3 protein-coding genes are annotated in these 15357 nt (G+C 51.7%); 1 reads left to right on the top strand and 2 read right to left on the bottom strand.

The window, feature by feature from the left end:
* The coding region (locus tag JNK54_06260) for a hypothetical protein (protein ID MBL8023868.1) at positions 1-10890 on the bottom strand (10890 nt) is incomplete at its 3' end.
* 435 nt (positions 10891-11325) lie between these two features.
* Here JNK54_06260 and JNK54_06255 point away from each other — a divergent pair.
* Positions 11326-11568 (top strand): hypothetical protein, encoded by a 243-nt coding sequence (locus tag JNK54_06255; protein ID MBL8023867.1) that lies wholly within the window; start codon positions 11326-11328, stop codon positions 11566-11568.
* 422 nt (positions 11569-11990) lie between these two features.
* Here the strand turns inward: JNK54_06255 and JNK54_06250 are convergent, their stop codons facing one another.
* Positions 11991-15320: an efflux RND transporter permease subunit gene (locus tag JNK54_06250; protein MBL8023866.1), complete on the bottom strand. Its 3330-nt coding sequence runs from the start codon at positions 15318-15320 to the stop codon at positions 11991-11993.
* Between the last annotated feature and the right edge of the window lie 37 nt (positions 15321-15357).

Raw genomic sequence — 15357 nt, 5'->3', positions numbered from 1 at the left:
GAACGTCGTCGGCTGGTCCACCATCTCCCCAACGTCCACGATCTCGTTCCGGTTTGTGTCCGTCCATACCTCGCTGTTTTGGTCCCCCACCGTTGACCCCACAGCGCCCACCAACTGGCCTTTCTCGTTAAAGCTGTAATTCACCGTCGCCACGCTTCGGCTGTACCCATGGGCCCCCGTGTCCGTCATCTTCGTGAACACACCGTTCACCACGGTGGCTCCGTAGCTTGTCGTCACGCTCTTCACCACCTGCGCCTGACCCACGATCACCCGATACGTATTCTCCACGCTGAACGTCGTGGGTTGGTCCACCATCTCCCCAGGGTCCACGATCTCGTTCCGGTTTGTGTCCGTCCACACCTCACTGTTCTGGTCCCCCACCGTTGACCCCACAGCCCCCACCAACTGCCCTTTCTCGTTAAAACGGTAATCCATTGTCGTTACACTTCGGCTATACCCATGGGCCCCCGTGTCCGTCATCTTCGTGAACACGCCGTTCACCACGGTCGCCCCGTAGCTCGTCGTCACGCTCTTGACCACCTGCGCTTGCCCCACGATCACCCGATACGTATTCTCCACGCTGAACGTCGTCGACTGGTCCACCATCTCCCCAGGGTCCACAATCTCATTGCGGTTTGTGTCCGTCCACACCTCACTGTTCTGGTCGCCCACCGTTGACCCCACAGCCCCCACCATCTGGCCTTTCTCGTTAAAACGGTAATCCATCGTCGTTACACTTCGGCTGTACCCATGGGCCCCCGTGTCCGTCACCTTTGTGAACACACCGTTCGCCACCATCGCCCCATAGCTCGTCGTCACGCTCTTCACCACCTGAGCCTGTCCCATTAAAATGGTGTAAACATTGCGGGTCTCAGATGTTGTGCTCTGGGTGACCCAATGCCCCTGTGTTTTGTCATCAGCACTGTCAATTTGTCCGTTCCCATCCGTGTCTCTATTGGACCAAGAATGGGAAGTTTGATAACCCATTCCCACACCAGTTGCCGCGTTAAGAAGGCCAACAGAATCGTAGGAGTATAAAGTCCTTGAGACATTAAAGTTATAGCCTTCTGCGACAGGGTCCCCAATCTTATTGAATACCGTGTTCGACCGGTTTGCGGCCCAGCTCTTTGAGAGCGAGACAGAAACTTGAGCCAAACCAAAAAGCACCGTAAACGCGCTTACCGCATTGGATAGGGTCGACTGAGGCAAAAATGTGCCTTTTGATTTATCATCTTCCTCAGTAATTAGACCGTCCCCATTCGTATCATCCTGCGACCACACGTGAACGGTCTGGTTACTAAATGTCACAGCGGATGATCCCACCAATTGACCAAGGGCATTCGTTCTATTGTGCGTTGTCGTTACACTATGGTTAAAGCGATGGTCACCTGAATTCAGCCTATTTCCCGTTTCGAGATCCAAGGCATCCGTGACCGAAACAGACTTAAGAAGACGCGATTGCCCATTGATGATTTCATAATCTTGATCGAGGGTTCCTTCCGTTCGAGAAACAAAGACTTCCTCAAGAGAAGTGTCGCCAGGCAAAGTCGCCACATCCGTAAATCCGACCTCTGTATTCCTGAGGAGACCCGTTCCCTGAGCACTTACAAGCGCCCCTGAAACCTGATCATAGAGGTTGCTAATGGTTAAATCCTGATGTGAAGTCCCCCCCGATACCGTGACCGTATCCGTAATGGCCCGAGAACGACTCAGTTTTGTTTGTCCATTAATGACGACAAAAAATTGCTCTTGTGTTCCAGAACTGGTGGCCACATCCACCGGCTCCATTTGCACAATCCCATCCGGCGGAACATCCGTGTCTGTCAATCCTTTTGTGACCCCCCCCGTAACGCCAGAGGAACCGGATCCGATCAGACGACCATCGTTGTCGTATTCAAAATACGTCGTCATGGTTTGATTCGACGAACTTCCATTGGCTTGCAACACCCCCCCTTTAGTGACGGAAGAGGAAAGCTTCGCCTCCCTCCCGATGATGACGTAAGATTGGATAATATCCCCATAGGAGCGAGCGGAAACCATAACACGCGCCGACGTTTCTGTTCCATCCCCATTCATATCCACCCACACCATTTCCCCAGGATTAACAATTCCGTCAACCCGTTCAGCATCGATCTCATTGTCATCAATCAACCCGTCAGAGTTAGCGTCCACCCAACCGTCCCGCCACACATGCTCCTCATCACTCAGCCCGGATTCTCGCCCATCGTAATACCCAGCCCCTTCTGAAAAAACGAGAGCCCCTTCTTCCCGATAACCATTCACAGTCGTTATCACGGTATGGTTGTCCGAACCATCCATATTTTGGAGGAAACTCTCTCCGACCGTTGTCATCGTCTTTAGTTCCCCATTAACAGACGACATCAGCTGATGGGTTTTCCCATGGGTTAGATTGCCATAGCCATCATCCGAAACACTGTCAGAAACGCCGTAACCCGCCATCGGCCGCCCCTGATGATCCGTTTGATAAAAAGTTGAGGCAAACACGAATGAACCCGTTCGCCCCGGGACCTCTGTCCCTGAAGACTCTTGTAGGGATTCCTGAAACATCATGTCCAACAACCCATTCTTGGCTCCGTAAACCTGGCGATTTTTCCCTGTTATGGGAGGAGGGGCGACGCGGCGGTCCACCGTTCCGTCTTGGTTGTCGTCCGTCCACACTTCGACCGGGTAGGTCGTGCTGGATCCCAGCGTTTCCGCTCCAAGCAAGAGGCCGGTTGTTTCGTCATACCGATAGGTCTGCGTGTCTTCCGAAACGGTACGAGCGCCATCCAACATACTGACCGCCCCTTCGGTCTTTTGGGTTAAGATTTGTCCTTTGAGGTTGTAGGCCAATTCAACACGTGTTCGCTGCTCTTCAATCCCGCGCTCGAAATCTTGCGTAAAATCTTCATAGGCGATCATTTGCCCATTGTCGTTGTATCGAATGTTCAACCGAAGAATCTCCGAGACCCTGTTCAAATTGACGCGAACGCTCGTCTCGACCAACCGGCCACTCGTAAACCATTCCCAAAAAAGAAGTCCCGCGGCTTCCCCGGTCCGGGCTTCTTCGGCCTGAAGCGCGTCTTTGAGGGACAAGGCGTCCAACGATTTTCCATCAAACAGGAAGGTCCGGCTCTCCATCGACCCTCCCTGACGAATTTCAGTGATGGTCCCAACCCGGCGCCCCCGCTCATCGTAGGCAACCTCCTTCGTGAGGGTGGTGGTTCGTGACCCGTCGGAATAATAACTGGTTTCCTCTGACCCCATCACCCGATTGAGACTGTCATAAACTATATTTTTAGTTTCACTGATCACGGTTTCATCAACCGGTACCGATCGCGCCACTCGTGAAATAATGTTTTCTTCAACCAAATCCCCCAACGATTTCCCGGAATTTAAGTTGAGTAAGGCCGCCTGCTGAAGAGGGGTCAAGTCGGCCCCGCCTTTCTGAAAGAACACACGAATTTCATCCCCAGTTTTGTGAATGACGCTTAAGGATTCCACCATCCGGCCAAATCGGTCGTAATGAATATTGTTCGTCAGGGTTGTGAGAGTCAATCCATTTTGGGTTGTCACGTCCCGGTTGGCAATCATTTGTCCCAGACGGTTGTAGGCAATACCGTCACGAATCACCGTTTGAAAATCGTCATAATTCACACCCAATCGATGGATGTCGGAAATGGTCTTGATCTGTTGGCCCAAGGCATTGTAATCGATGTCGTGAACAAAAGTTTTAACCAACAAACCCATATCACGAACATTAAACAGAAAGTCCAAATAACTGGAAATCCGGTTAAACGTGTCATAGAGGATGTGGGAACGAACCAGCCGCGTCTCTTCAATGAAAAGCGGCGAATGGGTTTGGGTTTTGTGAAGCAGCCCATCTTCAGACAATGCCCCTCGTTCCACAACCGGGGAGACCGTATTTAAGGGCACAACGTCCACTGGAGCAAAAGAAAGTCCCCAGGCACGGTTTAAAATGCCCAACGTGACATGACCCACCGCATTTAAAACATTGCTTGTGGAGCCACTGAGAAGAGAAGCAACCTTCCCCAGCGATTGGGCCACGGACTGAATAAAGTCTCCCCAAACGGCCCCCCCCACAACCGACGGGGATAAATCCAGGTCGCCCAACGCCTCCGTTGTCAAGGTTTCTGGCTGACCCGTCGTTCGATCTTCAGAGGATTCAGAGAAGGGCCGCGACCCAACGGAAATACCCTTTGACCAGTCCAACAAAGTGGAAAGGACATTGCCCAAAGGTCCTGTGACACGAGAATGGAGAGCGGACAACCAGAGGTTAAATGCTTTTAAAGTCGCTTGGTCTGAAGAAGATGATTCACCCAGCGAAGAAAGACTGAGGGGATCCATAGGGGGTAGAACGGAGTGAACCGCCGGGCCAGCGGCGGGGACGGTGATCCCGGAAATCGGGGGAGCATTCGCCTCATTGGTCGCCTCCAAGGGCACGGCCTGTTGGCCAATACTCAGACCTGTGTTGATGAACCCAGACTGTAAATTGATTTCGTTGTAGAGGATTCCGGCCACCGTAGACATTTGGATCACCTGATCTGTGGGGGCTAAGGTTTTATTCAACAAACCCTGTTTTTGGGCCTCGCTCAATTCGGACCAGGCGTATTCCGTTCCTCCGATTTGAAGCGTTTCACCGGAGAATTGGATCTCCGTATAAAGTGAATTACGGTCAAATTCATCAAACCCCACTCCTTCCTGAATGAGCGTGGTAACGGAAGTGAGCTCGAGGGGGCCCCCCGTGCTGTTCTGCGAAGAAACACGCCGCGTTGAAACTTGACGGCTCAGCGCATCATAAAGAGCCTCGACCTGCGAAACGACCAATAAATCCGGCGTTGCCCCGTTTAAGATCTCCTCCGTGTGCCCCACATTTTGCGAATTTCCGTTGTAAAGAATCCCCCCTCGCTCCGTGGCAACGATCGCTTGTCCCTCCCGCGCCACGACCTGGGCATCGGCCGTTACTCGATTGTATTGGTCAAATGACGAACCCGTCCATTCAGAGACATATCCCACCCCATTGTCATCCCCCCCCCGAACGTAATGGCTCAAGATTCCAAAGTTGTTGTATTCCATCTCCGTCTGGGCATAGGATTGATTCGTCTTCACAACAGAAACAACCGACGCCTGGGTCAAATCAAAGGCACGACCATTCAAGAGGATTTTCCCATCCGCCAAGAGTTCAGACCGGTCTTCTTCCGCCAAATCTGACCACGCAATCACTCCCCCACCCACATCGGGACCGCTCAAACCCAAATCATCAAATCCTTTACGATCGCCCTCCACCACAAACGTCAAATTTTTCAGCCATTCCAACTTTTGATCTGGCTCAAGGAGATTCCAGTTGGAAGGAAGAGTCAATTTCTCCACACTACTCCCTTTTTGCGTTTCTGTTTGACTTAAGGAAGATTGCTGACCTAAAATATTGTATCGAAGAGAGGAGACACTCGCGGTCGTCACGAGAGTAAACGCTCCGTCCGGACTCCAGACTGTGGTTGTCTGATCCGACCCCATCAACTGGCCCAAACCATTGTATCCCTCACCCGTTGCCGTCCAATCCATCCCGTGACTTCGCGACCGAACAAGAACGCCCTTCGCATCAAATGTCGACACAACCGCGTCTTCATGACGAGAGACCAGATGCCCTTGAGCATCGTAGATCTGAGGAGATTGAGTGGAATCGGTCACTTTTCGGACCCCATTCGGCTGAGTTTCTTCAATACCCTCAACTGTTCCCCGCACAAGACCGTTGACATCATAAGACGTTGCCGTCCGAGACGTGGCTGTCCTTACCCCCAACGGATCCACGACCAACTGGTTAAACGTCGTCAAGCGTCCGGCGGCATCATACGTCACAACCCGCTGTCCTTTGACCGTGAGACTTCCCTGGGGATCCGTCGTTCGTTCCTCGAACTGACTCACCAACCCTCGCCCGTCAACCCCCCCCGCCCAAAGAATTTCGCTGTTGTTTCCATTTTCGTCCGTCGAAACCTGCCCATACCCCACCACATGATTGAGACTGTCATAGGAGATGCCTTCGCGTTGGTTATTCAACAGAACATTGAGAACTCGCCCGCTGGTTGCCTTATCCATGCTGTGCGTCTCTTCGTTAAATGAAATGAGTCGGTTCAACGAATCATGCCCGCCTTCCCACGTCACCTCAGACACCAAATCGGGATTGTCCGTTCCTGTCGCCCGCTGTTTGTAATGGGTTAAGTTGCCGGAGAGGTCATACGTCATGTTCTCTTTCCGCGTTGTTGTTTCGATAGCGTGAGAAATCCCATCCGCACTGACCCGACGCCGGTTCTCACTTATGCCCGTTGTTTGACCCGCTCCCGTAAATCCCAACACGGACCAATCCATCGTTTCCGTAACGGAGTCGGATGAATTGGTTATCGTATTCCGGTAGTTCGTTGTCCGACCGCGCTGATCGTATGCAATTCCAGTTTGCTCCGTCATTTGGGCATGGGTCCCAGCAGGATTCACTTCCACCTTCGACTCCCGCGACCCCATCAGTTGATTGTTCCCATTAAACCCGCTCGCCTCCCAAAGAGTTGTCACCGTAACATCCGGCCGATCGGAGGCAACCACCGTATCCACAGAGTGACTCAAACGTCCATTCCTCTCGTAGGCCATCTCACTTTTATTGCTTTCTGTCCGAATTCGATAGACCTCCGCTCCCCGAGCGTCCACACCCGATTCAGTGGTCACCGTGCGCTCCGCCGCGGCCCGACCAAGGGCATTAAACGCCCCCACGTGGTAATCCCGATCGACTGTGACCCCGTGATCAGAAACCAGGATCGAATGGTCCCGAGTCGTGCGTCCTTGGCTGTCGTAGGACAACCACCGATCCCCTTCTGAGCGGGAGACCAACGCCCCCGCTTGGGTTCGCACTTCATGGGTCTTCTCCATTTGCCCAAAACCGTTGTATTGCCCTTGGGACGCCACAAAAGTTTCTGTCACGCCTGGGGTCGCATCGTCTGTGAGACGATCCGTGAACGAAATCAATTGATGCAGAGAATTGTATGTCGCTTGAGACCGATCCGTTGTTCGCCCATGATCCAACGTCGTGGAAATTTCCCGCGTCGTTTCCGCGTAATCCACCGCCAACCCTTTCCGATCGTAAAGCGTTCCGGAACGCCCAATGAGGGTGACCGCTCTGTCACTTTTCAATGTCCCACGCAACACGTCCCGCCGTTGATCTTCGGTCAACGAAAACCACACACGATCCGATCCCCCTAAAGAAAGAACGCTCCCATCAAAACTCCCTTCTCGATAGTCCGTGACCAACCCCACAGGGTTAAACCGCCGATCGGATTGCACCACCGTTGTCCACTTGTCTAAATTGGACTCTGAGATTTCGCCTGTCGGGGTGGTTTCCTGGCTCTGCCCCTCCTCGTGACGCAAAGAAACAAAACCTGTTTCACGACCCATCCGATCGTAAACGGTGCTTTGCCGTTGCGTGGTCATTTTCACCGAGGGCTGGGCCGAATCACGTGATGTTTCTGAAAACGTCGCCAGTAAACCATTCGTATCGTATGTCGTTCCCGATCGTTCCAACACTTTGGTATTGACCAATCCAACCGATAAACCACGGCCCCCCACCTGAGTGGTTTCACGGTAGCCTTCCAGGTTTCCGTTCACATCGAAACGTCCGTTTTCCCAATGGATCCGGGTGACCGCCGAGGGGGAATCCGAACGCTCCATCGTTTCCTCGTATTCCACCATCTGCCCCAACTCATCGTAACCCACATTTTCCCGAACCGTCCTTGTTTCCAACCCGATTTCTCCGGTGGAAAATTTCTCCTGACGCTGTTCCACCGCTCCGGACGATCTCATGTAGAGATCAAACGTTCCGCGCCAATCGATTTTCGTGGTGATGTCCGGCGAATCAAAGCGGGTTTCATCCCCCGTGTAGGATCGCATTTGACCCAAAGGATGAAAATCAATATCCCTTCGAACAGTGACACTTCCCCCAGCCGGGGAATCGGGCCCTTCGGATTGACTCACCGTTTCGGTATAGCCCGTCAAAGCGCCCAAAGCGCTAAAAGTCCCTGTGGTCCTATCGGTTTCGGTTACCACATAAAGAACAGCTTTCGCCTGATCGATTTGCCCATTCGCCCGCACCGCCTCCGCCGTCACCCGTTCCACTTTTTGTTTAAACGTCGCCAAACGATCGTAAGCGTCGTAAGTCCCACCCTCCAGGGTGGTGATCTGCACCGCTTCCGGAGACCCCGTGCTGGACATCGCCTCGCGATAGGAGCGCAAGGACGCCCCATCTTTCGTGTATTTCATTCCGCTGGTCACCGTTGTTTCCGTCACATCCAACGGACGAACCACCCCATCCACTGTTTCCTCACCCACACGCCGATTCACCTGCTTCGAATTCCCCACAAGCCCCAACACCGTGTAAGATCCGTTCCACTGAACGTTTTCCACAGCGGAGGACCCCAGCCTGATCAGTTTTTCATCATACCGCGACACATCACCCAAACCGTTATACCCAATTCGATTTCGGTGAGCGGTCACCCCCGTCATCGACCCTTCCGCACGGTTGGTTGACTCCATATCGTATTCTTCCAAACGCCCCTGCTGGTCGTACAACATTTTCGTCCGGGTTACTTCCCCCTTCACGCCTAAAGAATTCGTGGTGGTCTCATGGCTCGCCGTCAAATTCCCATCCACGTTGTAACTCATCTGATCCGTCGTCCGTTTCAACCAACTCGCCGGATTATTCTCCCGCACGATTTCTTCTTCATAGGACATCGCTCGTCCGAACCCATCCTGAACCACACGGGTTCGATAGGTTTCCGTAACGCTTTCCAACTCTTCCCCATCCCATGTTCCCGCTAAAGTTTTCTCTTCGCGATAATCCCCACGGGTGGTCATTTCACGACGAACGGTCGTTTCCTTGAGTTGGCGAACGATGTCCTTTGTCCGATTGTCCGTCCCCAAGGTTGTTTTGACACTGGAGGACCCCGTGATTTCAACGATATTCATCTCATACCCCAAAACCTTATTAAGCTCACGGCGCGTCCGGCTCAATGTATCGTCACCCGCTCGCGTGTCCGTGACCACCGTCACATCCGTGTAAACCCCATCCGTTTCCACTCCCGTCACCCGTTTCGTCTCTCGCCCACCGTTCTGTCGATTGAGCGCGTCATAGGTGATCCCCGTCGTGGTCGACTTAATCTTTAACAGCCCTTGGGTTGTCAACTCCATGAAGCCCACCAATTCTCCATCCTTGTACCCCAACCCAGCCCCAGACGCCGTCCAATGCTTTGCGCTTACTCGGCCGCGGGAATCCGTATCCGTCTGAAAATAATCCATGAGGTTGTGTTTCGTGTCATACAACCCGTTTTGAAAGTGCTTTTCCTTTGACTCCCCATTTTCGATCGTCTTTTCCCGGTAACCAATCAGATCGTCGTCTACGGTGTATTCCCCCTCGGAAAATTCGACCGTACGGGTGTGTCCAAACGAATCCGTGGTGATTTGCCGGTAGGCCGCCGCTCGATCGTATTGATCGTAATCCCCATCCCAGACGATCTCAGTTCCCTGCCCGTCCCCATTGGTCACGGTTCTCTCATAATGCAACAGATTCGCGTAAGCGTTGTACGTCATGTTCGAGGTCACATCTTTCTGCTCCAATCCATCGGGGCCCACCGTCTCTTTGACATAACCGGTCAACTGATATTCCGACCGCCCCCAACTGTCCGTTTCTCCCGGCGTCCGCGACTTCCAAAGAGAGTTTTTCTCGTATCCTGTCGACACCCACTTCACGTGCGTGTCCAACCCTTTTTCCGTGGTCAGTTCTTCATAAGCCAAGAGATTCTTGCTCTCGTCATACGTCCCCCCCCACCATTTCCGGTCCGTTGACCGTCCGTTCTCGTCAATGCTTTTTTCTTGATACTGTTTTATGTTGTTATGAGCGTCGTACGCTATGTCAAACCGATGGAGGCTCTTTTTTTCGTTCTGAGAGGTGATCGTGTCTTCCCACATTTCTTTCACCAACTGCGAGTCTTGAACCATCGCTTTCGCCCCATCGTGGTAATCCATCCGGCGCGTCGTGTAACTCGTTCGCCCCTTCACGTCCACATGCTCAATGTCCATGGACACCAGAATGTGAGAACGGCTGTAACGCATATTCGTGATATTTTGTGTCACGGCCATCCCGTGAGGATTGCGCGTCTTCGAATTGTAAATTCGGGTCGCCCGACCATCCACCAGGTAGGTTCGCGAAAACGTCCCATCAAAATTCTGTCGCACAGAATAATTAAATTCCGTTGCCGCACCGAACAAGGCTTTCATTTTCATCTTTATCGTTTCGACCACTTCTTTAACCGTTTGCATGGCCAAATCGCCCGGGGTCAGTTGCTTTTCCAGCGCATCGATCTGTAACCCAGCCAAAATCTCTTTCGTTGTTAAGTAACCAGGCCGGGAAAGTTCAGGAAACTGCATCCCTTTCGCCTTCGCGTTCACATTCTCGATATCTCGTCGAGTTGTGGCCGCCTCGTTCTTACGCTTAATCGTTTCCGGGTCCTGACCGGGGTCCGTTAATTTCATCCGATCTCTCCACTCGCTTTCGTGGAACACATAGGGGGCATCCTTCTTCGAGACGCCGGTGATCTTCATTAAACGTTCGAGGAGGTTGGTTTGTTTCGCTAGGGACCCAGAGGGGCCGGTGGTCGACAAGAGGGGGAGGCTTGTCGTTCCCGCACAGACCGCTTGGGTATAGAAGACCAGCGTGGCCAAGAGAGTGGCCAAGCCACGCTTTAATGTCTCCATCCTCGGAAAATACTTGTCTATCGGCGGTGTGTGAGGCAGAGGCGCAAACAAAACACGCTCCACCATGGGTCTTGGTTTATCCATTTTGATCTCCCCTTGAGGTCATAAACATAGCGAATCAACTTTGAGTATACATGGGCGGTCTTAAGATTGCCTTAAGAAGTTGTAAACTGTTTGCAACATTTTTGTAAATAAATTGAAACGGCCTTTTTCCATATGTTTTCCACTAGGTAAGAAAAATCCAGGGATAGCCCACTTCCATACGCCTATGCACCGTTGTTGCCAAAGGGGAACCTTACACAAAAGGGAAGAATGTCCTTGACAGAAATGGCAGTCTGTTATAAATTAACTCAGCGTTGGGCGGATTGAACCTGAAATTTTTATTCATTGGCCCGCAGGACCGAGACGGAAAATCAACAACAAGCGAGATCTTTCGTCAAATTCCAGGCCAAACGGATCGTTCAGGTTGAAGCCGATTTTTTATAATCGTTTCATTTAAGATCGAGGAGGCTCGATTCCATGAACAGTTCGAAACCTTTAAAATATATTCCGCTTTCCTTCAAAGCGTTAGCCCTTATTTCGGCACTCCTTGGGTTGGTATTCTTCATCATCATTCTCATTGGCGGGGGATCCACAGACGCTCCACGTGCGACATCGCTTCTGGCTTTAATTCTGGGGGCTTTTTATTTTTTATTTTTCTGGACGATTGCGGAGGTCATTGGCCTTCTGATTAAAATCGAATCCAACACCCGAAAGGACTAGGGACCGTTTCTTGAGCACCCGCCGTTCTCCCTTTGTATGGTGGGCGGCGGGTGTTTTATTTTTGATCATTCTTGCGGGATGGGTCTTCCGAGCCTCGCTAAAAGAACAAAGAAAACCTCGATCTTCCTTTGGAGCGAACCCCTCCCTTTCGGGTGATTACACCGACCAAAACCAGTTCCCTCCCGCACCGGAGCCCCCCCCCCTCTCCACGAAGGACCCCCACATTCAGGAAACGTTACGAACCATAAATGAAATTAATAGAATTAACCAACTGAACGCTGACCTTCGCAAGAACGCCACCCCGACGACCCCCTCTCCACTCCCCGCTCTTCCGGCCCGAGAATTACCGCAAAAGCAAAACTCAGGTTCCCCCTCCCCCGCCGCAAACTGACACTGACCAGGCCCTCGAATTTATACCGTTTTCAAATATCTTCGTCCTTGATGAACCGCTGGATCTTCATCTTGTATGTTTCCATGTGATAATAAAGCGCCGGAATCATGAAGAGGGTGAGGACGGTGGCCATCGCCGCTCCGCCAATCACTGTTAACGCGAGGGGGGCCCAGAGTTGTGCGGATTCGCTGCGAGAAAGAACCATAGGAACCAGCCCAACGATTGTGGTCAGCGACGTGTTCAAGATGGGAGATAATCGAACCCAACTGGATTCCAATACAGCACGCTTAAGCCCCCAACCTTCCAACCGAAATTGATTAATTTTTTCCACAAGTACAATAGCGTCACTGACCGCCACCCCCCCCAGCATGATCATCCCGATGTAAACACTCATGGTGGCAGAGGTGTTCGTAACATACAGAAGGGGAATGCTCCCAATGAGCGCCATGGGAATCGTCACCATAATAAGAATCGCCTGAAGATAAGACTCAAACAGACTTGCCAAAACGATGAAAACAAGTCCCGCCATGACAATAAAAGCGAAACGGAATTCTCGCTCATTTTGAACCATATCCACGTAATCCCCGCCAATTTGAAAATAATAACCGTTGGGAGCCTGAAGCCCTTTTAAAGCGGAAAGGCTTTTTTTAGCCGCCGTACTGAGCGGGAGTTTTTCTCGATTAGCGCTCACTTGAATGACACGTTGCTTGTCCTTTCGCCACACCTCACTGGGCGTTAACGCGAACTCAAACGTAGCGAACTGTTGAATGGGCGTATTTCCCCCCTGGGGAGACATCAGGGTCAACGCATGAATATCTTCCAAGGATTTTCGAAATTGCTCTTTGTCCCGAGCAATGATTTCCATTTGATTGGAATCCGTAAAGAAATAGGAAGGACGTAAACCTCGAATCCGTGCGTGCAGATCCTCGGCAATATCCCGAAGAGTTAACCCAAACATGGCCGCCCGGTCCTTATCGACAAGAACCTGAACTTCCGGCTGACCGGGTTTGTAGCGAAGTTTGACATCCGCCAGTCCCGACACATTCTGGATTCGTTCCGCGATGGCACTGGCTAAATCACGGAGTGTATCGTAATTGATGCCAAACACATCAATGAAGAATTCTTTGGAAGATTCAGGTTCTGAAAAATAAATAAACGTGTCGAATTGTTGCCCGATATCCGCCACTTTGGGCCGAAGTTCCGATATGACTTCCTGAACCGAACGAGACCGCTCGGATCGAGGACGCAACGTCACGTAAACTTTTGACGACCACCCTTCCACGCGCGCGGCAGCCGTCTTAACGGTTTCCGCCACATCCGGATTATCCGAGAGGATCCGTTCCACTTCTCGAACAATAGAATCCGATACATCCAGCTTGGCGCCCGCGGGGAGCTCTACGTAAATAATAAACTCACTCTGCTCGGTGGTACCAAAGAAATCTTTTTCCAACACAAACAAATACATCAAAACAGAGGCGATCGCGGCCACTCCAATAACCAGGGAAATCCATTTCTGGTTCCGAAGAGATTTTCCGCACCAGTGGATATAAGCCCGTCGGGGGGACTTTTGTGCAAATCGTATTTCCGTTAAGAGTGGCGGCCAAGCCCAGGAAAACCAGTAATAGTTAACCCACCCCCAAAAGCCAGGGGGCGACGAAAGGGGAACAGTTTGCTCGGGCTCCACCTCTTCCGGAGGAGGGCCCCACAGATCCGCGGGGGGAGAGGAAGGGAACACGCGTCGAAGGGAAAACCCCAGCCGGGTCAGGAACCGGCGGAACCCCAGGGGAGTTGCGTTCCTCACCCGCCCCAACAAAAAAGCCAAACGGCCCCTCACGCGAGGGGAAAAATAACCTGAATAAGAGGGCAACCCAATCCGTGAGGCGAGAAGGGGAACCAAGGTAACGGAAACCAAAAGGGAGGCCACCATGGCATACGTGATGGTAAACGCCAAACCGGAATAGAGAATTTTAACCTGTTGGTTAATGAAAACAATGGGAAGAAAAACAACCACCATGGTGAGGGTTGAACCCATGAGCGAAATGTACAGTTCTTCCGTGGCCTGAGAGGTCACTTCTTTGTTGTCCACAGAGACATCATGGTGAAACGCGCGACGTTTCCGATCCAAAACGTTTTCAAGAACAACGATGGCACTGTTGACGACAAGGCCGATTCCCAACGCCAAAGCCGAGAGGGTCATCACGTTTAAGGTAAACCCTGTTACCAACATGGCCGTCAACGTGATACAGACCGCGATCGGTGCGGAAAGAAAAACCACCAAGGTGTGTCGCCATTCTCTCAGGAATAAGAAAATGACCAACAGGGTTAATAACATCCCGATCGTCAAATTGGTGACAACGTTGTTCATGGCCTCAGAAACAAAGACCGATTGATCGGTGATAACGTCCATCTTAATATCCGACCCTAAAACATCGGTTTGCAATCGGGCGGCCACTTTCCGAACACGTTCGGCCACACGGATCGTGTTGGCATCGTTGGCTTTTTGCACATAGACAGAAACGGTCGGCTTCTTATTGAGCCGTGCATACGTCTGGGCTTCCAAATAAAAATCTTTCACATCAGCGATGTCTTTCAACCGAATGGAGGATCCTTCTTTGCTTCGAAGCACCACTAAATTCTGAAGATCATCCATCGTTTTATAGGTACCCCCAATCCGAATCGATATGGAGGAAGACCCTTCTTCTCTTTTTCCGGTCAATAAATTTAGGTTTTGTTTTCCAATCGTATCAATCACTTGTCGAATGCTAAGCTCATAGGCTTCCAACCGGTCCTGATAAAACTCCACCAATATTTTTCGTTCGCGGCCTCCCCCCACCTCCACATTGGCCACACCGTTCACCCGCATGAGTTCAGGTTTGATGCTGTTGTCCACCATCTCCCGAAGCCGCTCCGGACTGTGCTTATCGCTTGTCAGGGAGAGGATAATGACGGGATAATCATTTTCAGAGTAATGAGCAACAACAGGTTTTTCGATATCTTTGGGAAGTTTATTTTTAATTTTTGCCAAACGCTCTTGAACCTCAAGAGCGGCAAAGCCTAAGTCCGTCCCGGGTTCATAGGTCAGGGTGACGACGGATCGGTCTTTCCGGGAAACGGAAAGCACAGAGCGGAGATGTTGAACGGAGGCAACGGCTTCCTCCACAATTTTTGTGACTAAATCTTCAATTTCTTCTGGAGGGAGTCCCCCGCGAACCCCCACATAGACCGACAGGCTTCCAGCGGCCGAATTTGGCAATAAATCGACAGGAAGAGCCCACCAGGAGAATAACCCCAGAACGCAGACCGCCACATAAAACATGATCGTGGCAACGGGACGACGGACGGCAAAGCGGGGAAGGCTCATGAGGATCGATTAAAAACGCTGGGAAAGATCCACGCGG

The sequence above is a fragment of the Elusimicrobiota bacterium genome (genome assembly GCA_016788905.1).
In the GTDB taxonomy this organism is placed as follows: domain Bacteria; phylum Elusimicrobiota; class Elusimicrobia; order FEN-1173; family FEN-1173; genus JADKHR01.
This window is presented reverse-complemented; position numbering and strand designations above follow the sequence as displayed.

Excerpts from the sequence above, each read along its gene's own strand:
- JNK54_06250 (MBL8023866.1), bottom strand. The coding sequence starts at position 15,320 with ATGAGCCTTCCCCGCTTTGCCGTCCGTCGTCCCGTTGCCACGATCATG.
- JNK54_06255 (MBL8023867.1), top strand. The coding sequence starts at position 11,326 with ATGAACAGTTCGAAACCTTTAAAATATATTCCGCTTTCCTTCAAAGCG.